18 protein-coding genes are annotated in these 19,560 nt (G+C 72.4%); 6 read left to right on the top strand and 12 right to left on the bottom strand.

Annotation, left to right across the window (positions count from 1 at the left end; all coding sequences use genetic code 11):
* Window positions 1–9: 9 nt before the first annotated feature.
* From ACIBTX_RS02560 to ACIBTX_RS02525, 8 genes are all read right to left on the bottom strand, one after another.
* Window positions 10–969, bottom strand: coding sequence for a DUF6177 family protein (locus ACIBTX_RS02560; RefSeq protein WP_357123735.1), 960 nt, complete (start codon window positions 967–969; stop codon window positions 10–12).
* Complete coding sequence (locus tag ACIBTX_RS02555) at window positions 966–1,325, bottom strand: hypothetical protein (RefSeq protein ID WP_357172009.1); 360 nt, start codon at window positions 1,323–1,325, stop codon at window positions 966–968. The genes ACIBTX_RS02560 and ACIBTX_RS02555 overlap by 4 nt, the downstream gene beginning before the upstream one ends.
* A complete protein-coding gene (gene eccCa / locus ACIBTX_RS02550; RefSeq protein WP_396831952.1) occupies window positions 1,325–5,281 on the bottom strand; it encodes a type VII secretion protein EccCa in 3,957 nt (1,318 codons plus the stop codon). Before eccCa ends, ACIBTX_RS02555 begins: the two co-directional genes overlap by 1 nt.
* Window positions 5,282–5,293: 12 nt before the next feature.
* Complete coding sequence (locus ACIBTX_RS02545) at window positions 5,294–6,232, bottom strand: hypothetical protein (RefSeq protein WP_357123745.1); 939 nt, start codon at window positions 6,230–6,232, stop codon at window positions 5,294–5,296.
* Between the two features lie 13 nt (window positions 6,233–6,245).
* Entirely contained in the window at window positions 6,246–7,574 is a 1,329-nt protein-coding gene (gene eccD, locus ACIBTX_RS02540) for a type VII secretion integral membrane protein EccD (RefSeq protein ID WP_357123749.1), read from the bottom strand.
* Window positions 7,571–7,825 carry a hypothetical protein gene (locus tag ACIBTX_RS02535; RefSeq protein ID WP_355049238.1) on the bottom strand — a complete coding sequence of 85 codons (255 nt, stop codon included), beginning with the start codon at window positions 7,823–7,825 and terminating at the stop codon, window positions 7,571–7,573. Before ACIBTX_RS02535 ends, eccD begins: the two co-directional genes overlap by 4 nt.
* A gap of 94 nt (window positions 7,826–7,919) precedes the next feature.
* A complete protein-coding gene (locus tag ACIBTX_RS02530) occupies window positions 7,920–8,777 on the bottom strand; it encodes a patatin-like phospholipase family protein (protein WP_396831951.1) in 858 nt (285 codons plus the stop codon).
* A gap of 82 nt (window positions 8,778–8,859) precedes the next feature.
* Window positions 8,860–9,504 (bottom strand): class I SAM-dependent methyltransferase, encoded by a 645-nt coding sequence (locus ACIBTX_RS02525; protein ID WP_357123756.1) that lies wholly within the window; start codon window positions 9,502–9,504, stop codon window positions 8,860–8,862.
* 279 nt (window positions 9,505–9,783) lie between these two features.
* Here ACIBTX_RS02525 and ACIBTX_RS02520 point away from each other — a divergent pair, with 279 nt between their 5' ends.
* Entirely contained in the window at window positions 9,784–10,548 is a 765-nt protein-coding gene (locus ACIBTX_RS02520; RefSeq protein ID WP_357172007.1) for an SGNH/GDSL hydrolase family protein, read from the top strand.
* 25 nt (window positions 10,549–10,573) lie between these two features.
* Here the strand turns inward: ACIBTX_RS02520 and ACIBTX_RS02515 are convergent, their stop codons facing one another.
* Window positions 10,574–11,191: a pyridoxamine 5'-phosphate oxidase family protein gene (locus tag ACIBTX_RS02515; protein ID WP_357123763.1), complete on the bottom strand. Its 618-nt coding sequence runs from the start codon at window positions 11,189–11,191 to the stop codon at window positions 10,574–10,576.
* Window positions 11,192–11,356: 165 nt separating this feature from the next.
* On the opposite strand from ACIBTX_RS02515, the gene ACIBTX_RS02510 reads away from it, so the two are divergent.
* Genes ACIBTX_RS02510 through ACIBTX_RS02500 form a run of 3 tightly spaced genes read left to right on the top strand, consistent with a single transcriptional unit; the run spans window position 11,357 to window position 13,517 of the window.
* Window positions 11,357–11,857 carry a DUF2231 domain-containing protein gene (locus tag ACIBTX_RS02510; protein ID WP_355049234.1) on the top strand — a complete coding sequence of 167 codons (501 nt, stop codon included), beginning with the start codon at window positions 11,357–11,359 and terminating at the stop codon, window positions 11,855–11,857.
* Entirely contained in the window at window positions 11,854–12,402 is a 549-nt protein-coding gene (locus ACIBTX_RS02505) for an Hsp20/alpha crystallin family protein (RefSeq protein WP_357172006.1), read from the top strand. The genes ACIBTX_RS02510 and ACIBTX_RS02505 overlap by 4 nt, the downstream gene beginning before the upstream one ends.
* 8 nt (window positions 12,403–12,410) lie before the next feature.
* On the top strand, window positions 12,411–13,517 hold the full coding sequence (locus ACIBTX_RS02500; RefSeq protein ID WP_363661011.1) for a glycosyltransferase family 9 protein: 1,107 nt from the start codon (window positions 12,411–12,413) through the stop codon (window positions 13,515–13,517).
* On the opposite strand, the gene ACIBTX_RS02495 is transcribed toward ACIBTX_RS02500, so the two are convergent.
* Both ACIBTX_RS02495 and rfaE2 read right to left on the bottom strand, forming a co-directional pair.
* On the bottom strand, window positions 13,507–14,382 hold the full coding sequence (locus tag ACIBTX_RS02495) for a glycosyltransferase family A protein (protein ID WP_357172004.1): 876 nt from the start codon (window positions 14,380–14,382) through the stop codon (window positions 13,507–13,509). The two genes, ACIBTX_RS02500 and ACIBTX_RS02495, sit on opposite strands and share 11 nt — an antisense overlap.
* The gene (rfaE2, locus tag ACIBTX_RS02490) at window positions 14,379–16,175 is read right to left on the bottom strand and encodes a D-glycero-beta-D-manno-heptose 1-phosphate adenylyltransferase (RefSeq protein WP_357123775.1); all 1,797 of its coding nucleotides are present in this window, start codon (window positions 16,173–16,175) and stop codon (window positions 14,379–14,381) included. Before rfaE2 ends, ACIBTX_RS02495 begins: the two co-directional genes overlap by 4 nt.
* Before the next feature lie 124 nt (window positions 16,176–16,299).
* Here rfaE2 and ACIBTX_RS02485 point away from each other — a divergent pair, with 124 nt between their 5' ends.
* Window positions 16,300–16,842, top strand: a complete 543-nt coding sequence (locus ACIBTX_RS02485) for a type 1 glutamine amidotransferase domain-containing protein (RefSeq protein WP_363661009.1) — start codon at window positions 16,300–16,302, stop codon at window positions 16,840–16,842.
* Window positions 16,843–16,973: 131 nt separating this feature from the next.
* Window positions 16,974–18,650 carry an MDR family MFS transporter gene (locus ACIBTX_RS02480; RefSeq protein WP_357123781.1) on the top strand — a complete coding sequence of 559 codons (1,677 nt, stop codon included), beginning with the start codon at window positions 16,974–16,976 and terminating at the stop codon, window positions 18,648–18,650.
* A gap of 203 nt (window positions 18,651–18,853) precedes the next feature.
* Here the strand turns inward: ACIBTX_RS02480 and ACIBTX_RS02475 are convergent, their stop codons facing one another.
* A complete protein-coding gene (locus ACIBTX_RS02475) occupies window positions 18,854–19,486 on the bottom strand; it encodes a TetR/AcrR family transcriptional regulator (protein WP_357123785.1) in 633 nt (210 codons plus the stop codon).
* Between the last annotated feature and the right edge of the window lie 74 nt (window positions 19,487–19,560).

Below are 19,560 nucleotides of genomic sequence, written 5' to 3'. Positions count from 1 at the left end.
ATCGGCGGGTCAGCCGCCCGAACCGCCGTTCAGGCCGTAGCGACGCAGCACCGCGCCGAGCGTCTCGTACGGCGCGCCCGGACCGCCGTCCAGTCGGTACCACCACGCCCGTCGGGCACCCCGCCCGAAGGGCCGACCCACGACAACCTCGTGCTCGGACTCGACGGGGTTTTCGTGGTGGCCGACGAGGATGCCCCACGGCAGCGCCGGCATGCTCGGTCGGCTCGACCGCAGCCCGCCGGACCGGCCCGGATGCACGGACACGATCAGGCTGCGGGCGCTACCCGCCAACTTCTCGGCGAGTCCTTCGAGCGTCGCCGCGTCGACGACCGACAGGGGCGGGCCGGCCAGCCGGAGTTGTTCGCGGACGCCGACGTCGACCCGTTCGACCGTCAGGACCCCGAGCGTCGTCGTCTCGTCGCCGCCGCCGACGATGGTCAGGCTGGTGGGTGCCGGCGCGCGCGTTCGACAGAATGCGGTGAGTTCGTGGCGTGACCACGGTTCGGTGACCGGTTCCGCGACGCCCCAACCGGTCGGCTCGGCGCCGGTGAGGGCGCGGACGGCGGCCTCGGTGCTGGCGCCCAGCCGCAGGGCCTCGGTGGCGGGGTGCATGGTGACGATCTGGATCTCCAGGCCACCCGTCCACGGTGTGTTCGTGGGCAGTGTTCCAGCGGTCTGCGCGGCGTCGGGTCTGGCGAAGCGGTGACCGTCCCAGCGCAGCGGCAGACCGGTGAGGCCGTCCCGGTACTCCTCGCCCGCCCGCACCACCCACTGGCCCTGCGCCTGGGCGAGCATCGTCTCGAACGGGTACGTGATGACGCCGTCCACCGGCGTGACGACCTGGAGCAGCAGACCGTCGCGTACCGCGTCGACGGCCGCCTGCGCGAGCCACGGTGCCAGGCCGACCACCGCCCGGTCCTGGTGCAGGACGACGGCCCGGTCGGTGATCGTGTCGGTCGCGCCGTTCATCGGCTCTCCCATGTCCGCCCTCCGGTGATCTCGACCAGCGCGGCGGTGAAGCGACGGGCGACGTCCGCGGCCTGCGGGTCCGCGCCCGGCGCCCGGCTCTCCACCCACCACACCGGCTCGGGTACGTCGTCGGCGGGCGCGAGGCCGAGGAGCCGCCGCGCCTCCCCGGGTACGCGCACGAGGCGCGCGGCCTCGACGCTCAGCAGGAGCCGCCCGTCGAGGGGATCGAACAGTTGCACCAGCCCGACCGCCTCGACGGTGTCCATCTTCAGCTCGGAGCCGGCCGCGAGCAGGGCCCCGAGCATCGCGGCCGCATCGGGCTCGGCGCGGCACAGCGCCACCGTGTCGAACGTCATCAGTGCTCCTTCGTCTCACCGGTGAACGCGGTCTGCACCATGCGGGGACCGTCGCCGGGGCGGATCAGTTGCGCGCGGCCGGTCGGCAGGACCATGGGCCGCACGCCGGAGAACAGTTGGCCCTCCGTCCGGTCGCCCGACATCAGCAGGCTGAGGCAGCCGGCCTCCCGTACGGCCAGCGGGAACGGCTCGAACAGGCCGCGTGAGGCACCGGCCACCCGGCGGGCCATCACGACGTGCAGCCCGGTGTCGCGGCCGGCCGCCACGTGCGGCACCAGCGCGCCGAGCGGCTGGGTGGCCGACGCGGCCAGGATGTCGTAGTCGTCGATGAGCAGCACGATCCGGGTACGCGCCGCCTCCGGCGACTGCCGTTTCGCCAGCTCGTCGGAGACCGCCCTGGAGAGTTGCTGGGCGAGCGCCGGGTTCGGGGCGTACCCGCCGCAGTAGGAGTCGGGCACCACGTCGGCGAGGGCACGACGCGGGTCGAACACGGCGAAGACGAGTTCCTCGGAGTCGTACTGCCCCATCAACTCCTCGGCGACCAGCCGCAGCAGGTTCGTCTTGCCCGTCCGGGGGTCCCCGAGCACGAGGAGGTGCTGGTCGCGGCCGAAGAGGTCGAGGGCGGCGGTGGAGAAGTCGTGCTCGTAGCGGCCGAAGGGAACCACCCCGTGACCGGAGGGAGCGCCGGCCAGGTCGGCCACGGGAAGCACGGCGGGCAGGACCCGCACCGGCGGCGGCAGGGCGCCCGTCCAGGCCGCCCGTACCGATCGGGCCGCCGCGACCAGACCGGCGACCGCCGGGTCGGCGACCCCGTCCAGGCGGGGAAGCGCCACCTGGGCGAACAACTTCTCGCTGGTCAGCGCCCGACCAGGCTGGTCCGGTGGTACGGCTCGGGCCTGCCTGCCGTCGATGCTGGATTCGGCGGGCTCGGTGAGCCGCAGCTCGACGCGGTTGGCGAAGGCGACCTGCTGGGCGGCGCGGACCTCGTTCCATCGCCGGGCCGTGCCGACCACGTGGATGCCGTAGCGACCGCCCCGGGCGAGCAGGCCGTGCACCTTGCCTTCGAGACCTTCGAACTCGGCGTTGAGCTGTCCGTACCCGTCGATCAGCAACACCACGTCGACGCAGCCGACCTCGGTGCGTACGGCTTCGTCGGCGTTCCGCAGGTCCTCGACCGTGTCGAACTGGTGGCGGGTGAAGATGCGCTGCCGCCGGGTGAGCATCGCGTGCACCTCGTCGACGACACGGCGAACACGCTCACGGTCCTCGCGTCCCGCGACGCCGCCGACGTGGGGCAGCTCGGCGAGCCCCGACAGGCCGTTTCCCAGCAGGTCGATGCCGTAGATCCCGACGTCGGTGGGACGGCGGGTGGTGGACAGGCTGAGCGCGAGGGTGCGCAGCGCCGTTGTCTTGCCGCTGCCGGGCCCGCCCAGGATGAGCAGGTTGCCGCCGCTCCCCGCGAGGTTCAGCACCCAGGGGCCCTGCCACTGGCGGGCCGGGTCGTCGAGTCGGCCCAGCGGAACCGGCAATCCACCGCCGGACGGCGGCCTCATCCCCAGGCGTACGCCATCGGGTGTGGTGCTCACCCCGCCGGCCATCTCGTCGAGGGTGAGCAGCGACGGCAGGGGCGGTAGCCAGATCGCCGGGACGCGCTGCCCGCTCGCCGCCATCTGCCGTACCACCGTGGACAGCAGGGTCGGTCCGGTGGTGCGCCGGGTGGCCGTCGGCTCGGCCGGCGCGCTCTCGTCGACGTCGGCGCGGGCGGTGCCGAACATCGGCATCGGTTTCGCCAGCGGTCCGACGATCGGGGCGAGCTCGGCGTCCGCACCCTCGTCGAGCGGGCCGGACACGTAGGCGGCCTTGAACCGCTGGTAGATCGACACGTCGACCTTCAGGTACCCGTTCCCGGGCAGCGGCGGCAGGTGGAACGCGTCGACCGTGTCGAGGACGGTGCGCGACTCGATCTCGGTGAGCGTACGCAGGCCGATCCGGTAGGCGAGATAGTTCTCCAGGCCGCGCATCTTGCCCTGCTCGACGCGCTGGCTGGACAGCAGCAGGTGCACGCCGATGGACCGCCCGATCCGACCGATGCGCAGGAACAGGTCGATGAACTCCGCCTTGGCGGCGAGCAGTTCACCGAACTCGTCGATGAGCACGAGGAGGTGGGGCAGTGGGGGTAGGTCGCTGCGCTCACCCTGGGCGCGGAGCATCTGGTACTCGGTGATGTCGGTGACCTTGCCGGCGTCGGCGAGCACCTGTTGGCGGCGCTGCACCTCGCCGTCGAGGCTCGTGTACATCCGCTCCACCAGCGCCGCGTCGGCCGCCAGGTTGGTGATCAGCCCGGCCAGGTGCGGTAGGTCGCTGAACGGCGCGAAGGTGGCCCCGCCCTTGTAGTCCACGAGGACCATCGCCATCCGCTCCGGCGGATGACTCGCCGCCAGGGCGAGCACGAGCGTACGGAGCAGCTCGCTCTTGCCCGAGCCGGTCGCCCCGACGCACAGCCCGTGCGGCCCCATGCCGAGCTGCGCGGGCTCCTTCAGGTCGAGCAGCACCGGACGCCCGGCGGGATCGACCCCGATCGGGACACGGAGAAAGTCTCGCTCGCCACGTGGCCGCCAGAGGCTGGTCAGGTCGAGGTCGGTGAGGTCGGACAGGCCCAACAGATCCTGGAAGTCGGCCGGTGGGGTGCCGGTGCCGTCGTCGTAGGAGTCGGCGGACAGTCGCAGCGGTGCGACGCTGCGGGCCAGTCCCTCCACGAGCGGACCCGGCGCCGCGTCGAGGGTGCCTCGTACGGTCATGGCGGGGGACGCGGTGAGGTCCTCCAGGGTGACCGAGTCGCCGTCGATGGTGATCCGGCGGGAGACGTCGCCGGGCTCGTGCAGCCGGTCGGCGAGCAGGTGGACCACCGTGACGCCGAGGCTGTCCAGTCCGACCGTCGGGTCGGGGCTGGCCAGCACGCGAGCCAGCTCACCGTGCGCGTCGTCGATGACCAGCAGGCGCGGCCGGGCCTTCGCCTCGGCTCGCCCGCCACCGTGGCGGAAGGCCTTGAGCGCGCTGGTGGCCCGCTCCTCCAGGTCGTCGCGGAGCAGTTCCACGAGCGTCTGCGCCGTCGTGACCAGCAGCGGGGTCGGGCCGGACGGGCCGATCGAGGTCCGGTCGAGCAGGTGGGGCAGCCACCGCGCCCACCGCCAGTCCCGGGCCCGTTCGGGAGTGGTGATGATCGCGAGCGTCACGTCGTCCGGTGCGTGGAACGTGGCGACCTGTACGAGGATCGCCCTGGCGACGGCCACCGCCTCCGCGTGGTTCGGCGCTATCACGCTGACGTCCCCGGCGCAGTCGAGGTTCGCCCGCAGGGGCAGCCCGGGTGTCAGCGCGAAGCGGCGGATCAGTGAACGCGCCTCGTGACGCATGAACGGATCGAGCGGGTTGGTGGGCGTGCTCTGCTCGCGCAGCTCGATGGGTCGCACCGGCAGCGCGCCCACACCCAGTCGTACGTGCAGGAAGTCGATGTCGGCGCGTCGGCGCTCCCAGAGCCGGGCGGGGCTGCGGATCACGTCGAGCAGCCGGTTCACGGGCGGGTCGAGGAGGCTGGCCTCCGTACGCATCCGCTGCTCGCTCTCGCGCAGCTGGTCCCGCAGCTCCTCCAGATAGTCCTGGTAGCGCTCGCGCTGCGCGCGGCGCTGTCGGCCGGCCTTGCCCAGCTGGGTGAGGTACATCGCTCCGGCGGCGCCCAGCGCCGCCACCATCACCACCGCGCCGAGGGCCGCGAACCCCGAGCCACGCAGGAACATCATCATGCTCATGGCCACGCCCGCGCCGGCCATCGGCAGCAGCGCCTGTAGCCCCATCGCGGACCGGCCGTCGGGCAGTTGCGGTGGCGGGTCCAGCACCAGCGGGTCCATCGTTGACATCGGGCGGGCCATCCGGGCCGGGCGGTGCACCATGCGCGTCGACATGCGGTCCTCCGGTCAGGTCTGCCGGGCGCGGGTCAGGGCCAACGCGGCCGCGCGGGTCACCTCCACGAGTGTCGCCTCGCCGATCCGTGACGGCGTGATGAGCGCGCCGGCGGCCAGGTGACGGTCGTAGGGCAGCGCCACCACCGGTACGCCGGTCTGCCCGATCAGCTCCCGTGCCGCGCGTTGGTCCAGCGTCGAGCGGCCGTGCGGGTTGCCCGCGCTCAGCACGACGACGACCCGGTCCAGCCACGCCCCGTACCCGTCGTCGACGATCCGACGGAGGGCCTGGTAGGTGCCCCGTACCCCGTCGGGTGTGGCCGCCGCGACGAGCACCACGGCGTGCGCGTCGGCCATCACCCCCGCCGGGGTACGGGCCTCCAGGCCGGGTGGGCAGTCGGTGACGGTGACGGCGAAGAGGCGCGATAGCGCGCGGGTGACCGCGGTGCACAGGTTCGCGTTGGTGGTGCCGCCCGGCAGCACCCAGAGGCCCGTCCCGGTGCGGGGTAGGAGTGGTGCCAGCTCGCGTAGGTCGCCGCCTCGTGCCGCGAGCAGGCCGGGTGCCAGCTGGTGCAGCGACGGCTCGCTCGGCACGCCGAGCCGCCAGGTCAGTGAGCCCTCGTACGGGTCGGCGTCCGCGGCGAGGACCGGATCGGCACGACGGGCCGCGAACACCGACGCCAGCAGCGCGGCGACCGTGGACTTCCCGGCGCCACCCTGCACGGAGGCCACCGCGATGCGCCGGCCGGTGTGTACGGGCGACTGCACCTCGGCCGCCAGGTCGGTGAGTTCCCGGTTCTGCCGGCCGCTGGCGAACATCTGGCTGGCGCTGCGCCAGGTACGCCGTAGCGCGGAGTCGCCGGAGGGGGGACGGCGTGCGATCGGCGGATTGTTCGGTTCGGCCACCGAGGGACCGGCCGGCGGTGCGGTTCGCGGCACCGGAGGAGCGCTCATGCCACCCCCTCTCTCAGAAGGTGTCGAGTAGGCGTGAGTAGAGCCCGAACACCCCTACGGCGACGGGCACCAGCGCCATCACGGTGAGGGCTTCGACGCGGTCAGCGACCTGTCGGCCCCGCGCCAGGATGTGTGGCGGCGGCCGGTACGCCAGGATCGCCAGGGACACCGCGCAGACACCGAGGGCCGCCACGGCGGTGGCCCACCACGTCTCGGGTCGCTGGTGTATCCAGCTCAGCAGCAGGCCACCCACGACGGTCAGCGTGCCGGTCACCAGCGCCACCACTTCGGCCGCCAGCGGGAAGGCGCGCATCCGCAGCAGGAGGGCCGCGGCCACGAGGACTGCCAGCGTCAGTGGCCACGGACCCGGCGTGGCCGCCAGGACGAGCCCGGCGAGCGTCGCCGAGGTCGCCGCCGCGATCGCCGCGACAGCCAGTCCTCTGTGCGCGGAGTCGACGGCGGCCTGTACGGATACGCGGTTCACCGGCTCGTCGTTGCTGCGTCGGTCGTCGAGGCGGGTGAGGCCCGAGGTGATCAGCGCGAACCGGGGTAGCAATCCCAGCACGCCCACCGACGCGATCGCCATCACCGCCGCGGTCCGCTCGTCGGAGACGCCGAACAGCAGCGGGGTGCCCCAGCCCGCGACCAGGAGGAGTGCTGTCCCGCCACCGAGGAGGCCGGCGCGGCCGTTGCCCGTCGCCGCGCCCACGGTCAGGACGGTGCAGCCGATCACCACGGCCCACAGCGCCAGCTGTCCGGCGCCGGTGTCGGTCCAACCGGGCACGGTGGTCGTCACGATCGCGGCGCCGCTCAGCAGCACCGCCACCCCGACGGCCCGCCTGCCCGCCACTCCGAGGAGGAGGCCGGCCAGGGCGACCGCGCCACCGACGACGCTGACCAGGGCGGGACCGAGTCGTGGGCCGGAGAACAGGGCGGCCGTGGTGGCGGCCACCAGGCAGGCGGTGGTGGCGGTCCACGTCCGAGGGACGTCACCCCAGCGGCCGCGTCGACGCGTGAGATCGTCGCCGACCTCGTCGGAGACGTCGTGGACGATCGCCGCGGGTGGTGCCTCCGAGATGGGATCGACCCGGAGCAGGGCGCCGTCGGGAACGGCGGCCTGCCGCAGACTGCCGGCGGGATCGAGCACCGTACCGTCGAGCGTGCTGATCTGGTAGCCGCGCGAATCGTCCGTCGGTGGGTGGCCCACGAGGGCGACGACCTCGGGCAGCAGCAGGCCGAGTGGTTCGTCGGCGGGCAACACGAGGTCGATGCGGCGGTGTGGCCCGGCCAGGGTCACCCGACTGAGGTGGCCGGCGGACGCGAGGGTCTGCGGACCGGTCATCGCTGGCCTGTCGGCTGAACCGCTGCCGGGTTGCGTGCCCGCTGTTGCTCGGCGACGACGTTCTGCAGGAAGGACCAGCCCACACAGACGGCGCAGGCCACCGCCGCGAGCACGAGACCGGCCCGCAGCCAACGGAAGCCGTCACCCGTGGCGCGGACGCGGCGCTGCCTGCCCCACAGCAGCAGCTCCCGCATGCGGGCACGGCGAACCGCGACCGACTCGATGAGCTGGGTGTCGAATTCCCGGGCCACGGCTCGATTCTATCCACGGCCGCTAATTCGATTGGGGGCGACGATCACGCGCTGCCGGTGAGCCTGCCACGCCAACGCGTCGACGATGATCAACCTATGAAGGGCCGGTGGCTCCGAGTGCGGCGGCCACTCGGGCCGCCTCGTGCCGGCCCTGGTCCCGTCCGGCGGCCACGAGCGCGGGTACCACGGACCGGTCCGTCACGCTCGTGCCCTGCGCCCGCTTGGAGGCCGTGTCGCGCAGCAGCAGCTCGACCGGGCGGCCCTTACCCAGGGCGGCGCGCTGCTTCTCGATCCGGGCCCACGGCCCGATGGCGGCGGTGCTGGGCGCGAGGGCGATCACCGGGCCGTTCCCGGGTGCGAGGTCCAGGTTGAGGCTGGATCGCATGCCGCCGTCCATGTACCGGTGACCGTCGATGGCGACCGGAGCGGCGGACTGCGGCATGGCGCAGCTCGCGGCGACCGCGTCCACGAGGGGTACGCCGTCGTGCCGCGTGAAGAGGCGCAGGACGCCGGACTCGACGTCGACGGCGGTGACGCGCAGGTCGGCGTCCTTCCAGTCGTGGTCGGGGAGGCGGGCCTCGGCGATCCGGCGGTGCCGCGACGGGTCGTCGATGGGTGCCGCGAGCGCGAGCTTGCCGAGGCGACGGGCGGCCTGCTCGGGGCTGCGGGCGAACAGCTGTGCCCGGGCGAGCCGCAGGAGGCTGAGCAGGCCCAGCGCGGGCCCGGTCTCGTGGGGTACGCCCTGACGCTGGCGCTCGTACAGCTCGGGCAGGGGTGTGCCGCTGGCGATCTGGGCGCCCACCACCGCGCCGGCGCTGGTGCCGAGAAGCACCGCGTCCGGGCCCACGGTCAGTCCCTCGTCGGCGAGGCCGGCGAGGACGCCCACCTCCCAGGCGATGCCGGCGACTCCACCGCCACCGAGCACCCAGACCGGCCGCGTGTCGTCCGTCATCGCCATCCTCCCGCCATGTTACCGCTAACGCTGTTCGCAGTTTGACGCTAGCAGGGGACCTGGAGGGCCGACAACTGCTGGCTCAGGGCTTCCGTCGGCCGAAGATGATCCCGCCGAGCTTGCTCTCCGGCGAGGTGACCGTCATCTCCGCCTCGACCGCGAAGCCGTTGTCGCGCAGCCAGGCCGTCATCCGGGCCGGCCGGCGACGGTGCACGTGGACCCGCATCGGGTGGCCGCCGTACCCCTCGGTCTTGAGCGTCGTCTCGTCACCCACGTGGAAGCCGACCAGCAGTGGGCCGCCCGGCCGAACCACCCGGCGAAAGTGCGCGAGGACCTGACCGAGCCGTTCGTCCGGAACGTGGATGAGCGAGTACCAGGCGAGCAGACCGGCCACCGAGCCGTCGGCCAGGTCGAGGTCGGTCATCGAGCCCATCTCGAACCGCAGGTCGGGGTTGTCGCGGCGGGCCACCGCCAGCATGCCGGGGGACAGGTCGATGCCGAACACGTCGAGACCCAGCTCGTGCAGGTGGGCGGTGATGCGACCGGTGCCGCACCCCACGTCCGCGACCGGACCGCCGCCCGCGGCGCGGACGAGTTCGGCGAACAGCGCCAGCGCGGCCCGCTCGTAGGGTGCGCTGGCCAGAAAGTCGCGGACGAGGTCGGCGTAGCTGACCGCTACCGTGTCGTACGAGGTGCGCGTGTCGGCCAGCCAGTCGTCCGCGTCCATCATGGAAGATTATCGGCCGACGGTCACCTGTGCCGGCCCCCTGGGGGCTCCACCTCTGTCGGGGGTTGCTGAGCGTACGGTCAGCGCCATGAACGACAGTCGCGCCGCCAGACCTCTTCTTCGCCGAACCTCGGACCTGCCCGCCTGCCCGGCGAACGGGGAGCAACGCGCGGTGGGTTCGGCGTCGGGTGAGCGTCGATGAACCGCCGCCCGGTGCTGTTGGGCGTCATCGCACTCGCCCTCGTGGCGGCCCTTCTGTCCGCGCCCGGGGGAGCACCCGTGACCGCTCACGCCGCAGCGGTCGCCTGTCCCACGCCAGCGCGGCCGACGATGAAGATCCTGACCGTTGGCGACTCGATCACCGAGGGCGCGACGATGGCCGGCTCGGTGAGCCCTGCCTACCGTGCGGAGTTGGGGCGACTGCTCACCGAGAACTGCGTCCCGCACACCTTCGCCGTCGCGGCGGTGGGGGGTACGACCTGCGGCTACTGGACGACACGGATGGCGGACCTCGTCAGCACGCACCAGCCCGACCTGATCCTGCTGAACTGCGGGACCAACAACAATCTGTCGACCGCCACGGCGACACAGATCACCGCTTTCGAGCGCACCTACCGGACACTCTTCGACATCGCACTGGACATGGACCCGGACGTCGTCATGTACCCGGCGTGGGTGCAGTACAGCGCCGGCCATGGCACGACCGGCTGCACGACCCCACCGGGCCCGAGCCCGGCCTGGCTCCCCGCGAGCGAGGCCGTCGTCAACGACGCGATCTACCGCAGCATCAAGGTCATCGACGAGTTCGGCGACCGCGTACCGACGTGGATCGACTACCAGCCCATCCCCGAAGGCTATCTGGACGAGTGTGGGGTGCACCCCACACCGGGTGGCTACGACGTGATGGGCAGGCTGGCTTACAACACCATCGCCCCACGGCTGGGTGTACCGCTCGCGCCACTGCCGTGTGGGCTGGTCGGCCGTCGGCCGGACCATCCGGTCGGTGACTGGACCCCCTGCAGGACGATGAACCTCAACTCGTGACGCGTGTCCGCTCGTCGCCGCCGATTCAGACGTAGATCTTCTTGGCGTACTCCGGGCCGTAGTGCCTCTCCAACTCCTCCAGGCTCTCGACGGGCGCCTCGACCTCCTTGATCAGGCGGGCGCGGGACGGCAGCACGTCGGGCTGCCAGGTCTCCGGCTGCCACAGCGCGGACCGCAGGAACGCCTTCGCGCAGTGGTAGAAGATCTGCTCGATCTCCACCACCACGGCGAGCACCGGCCGGTGTCCCTTGACGACCATGTCGTCGAACCAGGGAGCGTCGCGCACCAGGCGGGCCCGCCCGTTGATGCGCAGCGTGTCGGTGCGGCCCGGGATCAGGAACAGCAGCCCGACGTGCGGGTTGTCCAGGATGTTGCGGTAGCCGTCCGCCCGCTTGTTGCCCGGCCGCTCCGGCAGCGCGATGGTCGTGTCGTCGAGCACCAGCGCGAACCCGGCCGGGTCGCCCTTCGGGGAGACGTCACAGGTGCCGTCCGCGCCGGCCGTCGCCACCAGGCAGAACGGCGCGGCGGCGAGCCACTGCCGGTCGCGCTCGTGCAGGCGGGGGCGGTCCTTGTTGGCGGCCCGGGGGTGCGGCGTCCCGAGCAGCTCGCGTAGTTCCTCGTGCGTGGTGATCTCCACCGTCACGTGATCCTCCCTGAGCCGTTGACCAGGGTGGCGGGCGCGCCACCGTCGCCAGCCTAGGCCCGCGTGGCCATCGAGGTTTGCCCCTGGTAGCCGGGGGTACGGCCTCACTCGACACGCCCGCCGCACGTACCGTCCGCAGGAGCGCCGACCAGTGGAGGCCGGGACATGGAGAGTCGACTCAAGGTGCTGGGTCACCCAGTCCATCCAATGCTTGTCATGTTCCCGGTCGCGTTGCTGGTCACGGCGGTGCTCTTCGACATCATTGACACCGTTGGCGGCCCCGATTTCCTCGGCGAGGTCGCGTACTGGAACATCACCGTCGGTCTGATCGGCGGCCTGCTGGCCGCGGCGGCCGGTTCGTTCGACCTGCTGGCGATCCCGACGGGCACCCGCGCGAAGCGGGTCGGTCTGCTGCATGCGGGCGCGAACGTCGCGGTGATCCTGCTCTTCGCCGCCGTCTGGGCGGTCCGGCTCAACGCGGACTCGCGGGCCGCCGGCGGCGCGCTGATCGCCATCGAGGTGGTCGCGGTGGCGATCCTCGGCATCAGCGCCTGGCTCGGTGGCGAACTTGTCGACCGGCTCGGTGTGGGCGTCGACCCCGACGCCGATCTGAACGCGCCCAGCTCACTGCGACCCACCACCCAGCGGATCGGAGACGCGCGATGACCGAGCAGCAGGCCGGTGGTTTCGGTCGGGGGTGGCGCAGCCGGCAGCAGGGCTGGGACCCGATGGGCGAGTTGCAGTCGCTGCGCGCCGAGCTGAGCCGGTTGGTCGGCGGCCGGGCCGGGGCGTCCGACGTCGAGCTGACCGAGACCGCGGACGGTTGGCAGGTCGTCGTGCGGTTGCCCGGCGTCGCGCCGGAGGAGGTCGCCGTCGAGCTGGACGACCGCGAGTTGTGCGTGCGGGGCCGCTCCGAGGCGGAGGTCAACGCCGACCAGGGCATCCCCGGTGGCTTCGAGACCCGGGGCTTCGAGTACCGCGTCGACCTGCCGTCGCGGGTCGACCCGGAGGGCATCGACGCGGTGATGGACCACGGGCTGCTGCGGGTCCACCTGCCCCGGGCGGCGCGGCCCGCGCCGCGCACCATCACCGTCGGCCGCACCGGGCCGCGCTCCGGCGGCCTGTCCGGGGGTACGCCGGTTCCGGCCGACCCCGCCGCGGACCGGGAGCTGCACCACCCGGACGCGGTCGGCGAGATCGACCGGCCGTAGCGGGCCAGGTGGTCACCCCGTCCCTGCTCGGCCCGACGGCCGGGCGAGTCGACGACGTGCGGCGGATCGCGGTGCTGCGCGCCAACGCCCTCGGCGACTTCATCTTCGTCCTGCCGGCGTTGGAGGCGCTGCGTGCCGCGTACCCCTCGGCGGAGATCGTGTTGCTCGGAGCGCCGTGGCACGCGAAGCTCTGGCGCGACCGGCCCGGCCCGGTGGACCGGGTGCTGGTGGTGCCGCCGGGGCCGGGCATCCGCGAGCCGGTGGCCGACGAGTCGACCTCGACGGTGGACGACTTCGTGGCGGCGGCCCGGGACGAGAGCTTCGACCTGGCGGTGCAGCTCCACGGTGGCGGCGCGAACTCCAACCCGTTGATCAGTCGGCTCGGCGCCCGGGTGACCGTCGGGCTGCGCGCCGAGGACGCGCCCCCGCTGGACCGGTGGCTCCGCTACGTGTACTACCAGCACGAGGTGATCCGCTACCTGGAGACGGTGGCGCTGGTGGGCGCTCCGGCCACCACGATCGTGCCGACGCTGGCGGTCACCGACGCCGACCGGGCGGAGGCGGAGCGGGTGCTCGGCCCGCCGGAGCGACCCCGGGTGGCGTTGCATCCCGGTGCCAGCGACACGCGACGGCGCTGGCCGGCCGAGCGGTTCGCCGAGGTGGCGGACGCGCTGCACGACGACGGCTACGAGGTGCTGGTGACCGGTACGCCGGCGGAGCGGGACGTCGTGGACCGGGTGGTCGCGGCGGCCGGTGCGCCGGTCCGGCCGCAGGTGGGCACGCTCAGCCTCGGCGGGCTGGCCGGCTGCTACGCCGGTTGCGCGCTGGTCGTCTCGAACGACACCGGCCCGCTGCACCTGGCCGGCGCGGTGGGTACGCCCACGGTGGGCATCTTCTGGGTCGGCAACCTGATCAATACGGCGACGCCGCTGCGCGGCCGGCACCGGCCGATCACCTCGTGGATGGTGCACTGCCCGGTCTGCGGGGTGGACTGCACGCCCGGCATCTATCCGCACCGACCGGGCGACGGCGAGTGCCCGCACCGCGACTCGTTCGTCACCGACGTCCCCGTGGCCGAAGTGCGCGAGGCGGCCCGCGAACTGCTCAACCCATAGTTAAGCCCTCGTCGGCGAGGACGACCTCCCACGCCTCCACGTCCCGCTCGGTGACCGTGGTGGGGGTCTCCAGGTGGTAGGCGCCGCTGGGCAGGATGCCCGCCCCGCCGTGCCGGGTCAGCACCGCGAGCTGGGCGGCCACGTCCTCACCCTGGTGCCGCTCCTGCACCCGACGCCAGAAGTCGAACCCGCCGGAGTCGAGGAGCTTGGCCCGGTCGTAGAGCACGCAGCCGCCGATCCAGGACACCTTGTACGCCCGCCACGCGCCCGGCGGCAGCCCCACCGTGGCGGTGACGTGCAGCAGATTGGCCGCCGAGTGGATCCGGGCGCGTTCCCACTCGACGGTGCCCGGGCGGATCCGCTCCGGCGCGGGCGGTCCGGCCCACTCCTCGTAGTGCCCGTGCGTGTCCGGACGGACGTCGTCGACGTACGACAGACCGTGCACGCCGTTGCCCACGAACCCGCAGCCCAGCTCCTCGATCGCGGTGACCAGCCGGCGCAGCGCCCCCGGCTCCAGCCAGACGTCGTCGTCGAGGTTGAGCACGTACCGGGCGGCCGACGCGTCGAGCAGGTACGCGCGGTGCTCGGCCAAGCCCCGACGCGGCAGCCGGCGGGTCAGCAGCACCGGGTGGCCGGCGTGCCGCAGCGCCCGGACCATGGTGGCCGCGGCCGGGTGGGCGTACGCCGGGTCGCCGTCGGACTGGTCGCTGACCACCACGCCGAAGCCGGGCACCCCCTCCTGCGCGGCGAGCCCGGCCAGGGTGACGGCCAGCTCGGTGGGCCGGTTACGGGTCGGGATCAGCACGTCGACGAGCCGGTCGACGCGGAACTCCGCCGGCGTGCCGAGGGCGAGGGGCCGGTTCACGACGACTGGGTACGGGTGCTCAACGACGGATCGGAGGCGTACGACGACGGGTCCTGACCGTGGGACCGGATCCGTTCGATGATCGCCGAGGTGGACCGGTCCGCCACGTATCCGAGGGTCCGCACCTGACCGCCGAGCCGCCGTACCAGCGGCGCTTCCGGCACCAGCTCGGGCGGGTAGTCCCCGCCCTTGACGTAGACGTCCGGCCGGACCGCCTCGATCAGCGCGGCGGGCGAGTCCTCCTCGAAGACCACCACGTGGTCCACGCAGGACAGCGCGGCCAGCAGGGCGCCACGGTCCTCGACCGGGTTGACCGGCCGGTCCGGACCCTTGAGCCGGCGTACGCTGCCGTCCGAGTTGACCGCCACGATGAGCAGGTCGCCCAGGGCGCGGGCCTGCTCCAGGTAGCGCACGTGCCCGGGGTGCAGCACGTCGAAGCAGCCGTTGGTGAACACCACCGACCGTCCCGCCTCGCGGTGTTCGGCGACGATCGCGTCCAACTCGTCGGTGCCGACCACCGCCGGGTGCCCGCTGGCCTCCGGCGGCATGTCGAGCGCGGCGAGCAGGTCGTCGCGCAGGCACACACAGGTGCCGGTGTCGGAGACCGTGATCGTGGCCGCGAGCTGGGCGAGTTGCGCGGCGGTGGGCAGCGGCGCGGCGGCGGCCAGGGCCAGGGTCATCGCCGCCAGGTAGGCGTCTCCCGCTCCCACGGCGTGGCTCGCCGGGACCGGGGTGCTGTGGCTGCGCCGCCGCTCGCCGTCCGCGCCGCCGACCACCGCGCCGTCGGTGTCCAGGGTCACCGCGACCACGTCCGCCCCCGTGTGGGCGTGCAACTCCGCCAGGCGCGACTCGGCCAGCACGGCCCGGTCCACACCCGCTCCGGCCTCGGTGTTCACGGTGACGCCCGTCCCGGTGACGCTCAGACCGTCGCCGGTGAGGGCCACCCGACTCTCGCCCGGCGTGGGTTCGCCGACCGGGCCGGGACGGTCGTCGGCGCGGGCCCCGCCCGGGGCGGCCCCCACGCTCAACTCGGACGGCCCGTCGGCCGGATCGATGTCGGGGTGCTCCAGGTGCAGGTCGGTGCCGGCCGTCGTACGGGTCGCGCCACCGGCGCGGGCCAGCAACCGGGTCGCCTCGGCGAAGCTCGGGGTGACCACGGTCGGCGCGAGCCCCCGCCAGTCGGCGAGGTCGTGGGCGTCCAGCGCGACCGTGGCGTACCGCTCGCGGTTCTCGACCAGCCACGCGCGGACCGGCGCGGGCAGCGCCCCCAGGCCGTAGTCGCAGACCACCAGGGTCGGCGCCTCGCCGTCGGCGGCGGCGCGCAGTTCCTCGGTGGCGCAGTCCAGCGCCGTGAGCAGCCGGGTCACGCCGTCCGGGTCGAGCGCGTCGTCGGGGTCACCCGAATCCTCCCGGAGCAGGATCTGGTTGCCGGCCAGCATCCGCCGCTTCACGGGGGTGGGTCGGCCAGGTTGGTTGACGGTACGGTCCCAGACGCCGGCCCGGTCCAGACAGTCGTGCAGTTCGTCCCCGGCGACGTCCGCGCCGACCGGTGCCACCAGCACGGCCCGACCGCCGAGGGTGGCGACGTTGACGGCGGTGTTCGCCGCCCCACCGGCAGCGGAGATCCGTCGACGCAGGGTCAGGACCGGGGCGGGCGCCTCCCGGCAGAGCCGGTCGGACTCGGCGAACCGCCACTCGTCCAGCATGGCGTCACCGACGATCAGGACCGGACGCCCGAGCCAGCTCTCCACGACGGTGGCGAGCCTGCGCTGTTCCGCTGCTGCTCCTGCCATGCCTCCCCGGGTCCCCAGCGGCCCCCGGGCCAAACCTGGGCCGATGTGACGCCCCTCGTGGGGTGTTTCGGGCGGTAGGGCGCGGGAAGGGAACTGAGGAACCCCGGAGAGGAGATGTACCGAGATGGCAGCGACATTGCAGGGTAAGAGGATCGCCTTCCTGGCCGCCGACGGTGTCGAGGAGGTCGAGTACGTCCAGCCGCGCGAGGCGGTCGAGAACGCCGGCGCGACCGTGGAGCTGGTCTCGCTCAAGCCCGGTTCCATCCAGTCCTTCAACCACCTCGACCAGTCCAAGACGTACGACGTCGACGTCACCGCGGACCAGGCGGACGCCGCCGGGTACGACGCGCTCGTGCTGCCCGGAGGGGTGGCGAACCCGGACTTCCTGCGGTCGGATCCGGACGCGGTGCGGTTCGTGAAGGCGTTCTTCGAGGCCGGCAAGCCGGTCGGGGTGATCTGCCACGGCCCGTGGACGCTGATCGAGGCGGACGTGGTGCGCGGCCGGAAGATCACCTCGTGGCCCAGCCTGCGCACCGACCTGACCAACGCCGGCGCAACCTGGGTGGACGAGGAGTGCGTAGCAGACGGCAACCTGGTGAGCAGCAGAAACCCCGACGACCTCCCCGCCTTCTGCACCCAAATCACCAAATCCTTCGCCGCCTCCTAACCCCCCATTTCCCCGGTGATCAAGAGGTTTGCGTCATCCCGACCGGCGTGTCGTGACGCAAACCTCTTGATCACCGCGGCATAGGTCGGCGGTTGCGCGCATGTTCTGGGGTGTGCGGGAAAGAGGGGCGTATGACTGCCGACGCCTCCGCTGCCCCGGTGCTGAATCGCCAGCAGATCCGGCTGCTCATGCTGGGTCTGATGACCGGCATGTTGCTGGCCGCCCTCGACCAGACGATTGTCGGTACGGCCCTGCCGACGATCGTCGGTGAGCTGGGCGGGATCAACCACTACTCGTGGGTGGTCACGGCGTACCTGCTCGCCTCGACCGCGTCGACGCCCCTGTACGGCAAGATGGCCGACCTGTACGGGCGTCGCCCGGTCTTCCTCTTCTCGATCGGCACATTCCTGCTCGGGTCGCTGCTGGCCGGGCTGTCGCAGAACATGACCCAGCTGATCATCACGCGCGGCATCCAGGGGCTCGGTGCCGGTGGTCTGCTGACGCTGGCGTTCACGATCATCTCGGACGTGGTCTCACCTCGGGAGAGGGGCCGTTACCAGGGGCTCTTCGGCGCTGTGTTCGGCATCGCGTCGGTGGCGGGACCGTTGGTCGGTGGGTATTTCGCCGAGACCGACTGGCGGTGGATCTTCTACATCAACGTGCCGCTCGCGATCCTGGCCATCGTGGTCTGCTACCACGTGATGCGGCTGATCCCGTTCGAGCGGCGGGACCACGCGATCGACTGGCTCGGTGCCGGCCTGCTGGTGGCCGGGGTGAGCAGCCTCCTGCTCGCGCTGAGTTGGGGCGGCAACGAGTACCCCTGGGGTTCCGGGCTGATCATCGGTCTCTTCGTCGCCGGTGCGGTGCTGGCCGCGCTCTTCGTGCTTCAGGAGGCGCGGGTCGCCGAGCCGATCCTGCCGCTGCGGCTGTTCCGCAGCGCCACGTTCGCGCTGGCCAACTCGGCCGGCTTCGTGCTCGGTCTGGTGATGTTCGGGTCGATCATCTTCATCCCGCTGTACCTCCAGATCGTCAAGGGCGCCTCGCCGACCCGCAGCGGTCTGCTGATGCTGCCGATGATGGCGGGCATCATCGTCACCTCGATCGTCACCGGTCGGGCGATGAGCCGGATCGGCCGCTACAAGTGGTTCCCGGTGGCCGGGGCGGCGACCCTGCTGGTCGGCATGCTGCTGTTCACCCGGTTGCAGGTGGGTACGTCGCTCTGGGTGGCGTTCGGTTTCATGGTGGTGATCGGCGTCGGCCTCGGTCTGTGCATGCAGTCGCTCGTCCTCGCGGTGCAGAACGCGGTCTCCGTCCGCGACCTGGGCGCCGGTACCTCGTCGGCGACGTTCTTCCGGTCGCTGGGTGGTTCGTTCGGGGTGGCGATCCTCGGCACGGTGCTCTCGTCGCGGCTCAACTCGCAGCTTGCCGACCGGCTGCCCGCTGCGATCGCCCAGCTCCCACCGGAACAGCGGGCCGCGGTGGCGGCGAGCGGCGGCACGAACATCTCGATCAACGACCCCGCGACGATCATGGCGCTGCCCGGTGCCGTGCGGGCCGCTATCCAGGCGTCGTTCGTGGAGTCGCTGCACCTGGTCTTCCTGACCGCCGGACTCGTCGCCATCGTGGCGGTGCTGGTGACCCTGGCGATGCCCAACAGCGAGTTGCGGGGTGCCGGCCCGCAGGGTGCCAAGGGCGGGGCCGACCCGCTCGGCGGCGAGGCGCCGGCACCGGGCGGTAAGCCGCTGACCCGCGAGTCCAAGGAAGAGGCCGCCGCCGACATGGAGGCCAAGTCCCAGACGATGATCTGACCGCGCGGTCGCCCGGACCGCTCCCCGGCGGCCGGCCGGGTGGTTCGGGGCGGAGAGGTCCGGAGCTCTCCGCGGCGGCCGGCAATTGCCAATGAGCGTGATGCCTGTGAGTCATCAAGATGACTCACAGGCATCACGCTCATTGGCAGGTCCGCGCCCCGACGCATTCGGGTCAGAGCTACTTCTGGAACATCACCGAAGGGTCAGGCGGGGCGGCGGTAGGCGCCGTACCACCAGGTCGCCGCCAGTTCCCGCGCGGCCGCCGCGTCCGTCTCGGGGTCCGCGGTGGTCGTGCTGACGTGGTCGGCGAGGAAGCGGTCGCCGCCGATCACGATCAGCCGGCTGGCCGCGGACACGTCCAGGTCGGCGGGGGTACGTCCGGCCTGCTGCTCGGCCCGCAGGGCGTTCGCGGTGCGCGCGACGAACTGCTCCAGTCCGCCCGACCAGTACTCCCGCACCACCTCGTCGTAGGCGGCCACCTCGCTGACCGCCGCTAGCACCGGGGCATATGTCCGGTAGATTCGGATTACGTCGGTGAAGACCTCGGTCAGGCTCTTCAACGGATCATCGCTACCGGCCGGGTCCCACTGGCCGGTCCGGTCGAAGGAAGTGTCCCGCATCGTGCCGGCGAGGCGCATGAGTAGCTCGGTCTTGTCGCGGAAGTGGATGTAGAAGGTCGACCGGGCCACTCCCGCCTCGGCGGCGATCCGCTGCACACCGAGGTCGGTGAAGCGCACCCCCTCCCTCAGGAGCCGCTCGGTGGCTGCCAGCACCCGCGCCTCGACGGCGGCCCGCCCATCGGGGTTGCGCGGGCGGCGGCGGGTGATCGACGGCATGCCGAAATCCTAGGTGGCCGAGGGCCGGCCCGGCGACGTACGCTCGCTGCCGGACACACTGTCCGACATAGTGA

Origin of the sequence: Micromonospora sp. NPDC049359 (assembly GCF_044466585.1) — a bacterium.
Classification (GTDB): domain Bacteria; phylum Actinomycetota; class Actinomycetes; order Mycobacteriales; family Micromonosporaceae; genus Micromonospora.
The sequence above is the reverse complement of the archived record's forward strand: the minus strand, read 5'-3'. Positions and strand labels throughout refer to the sequence as shown.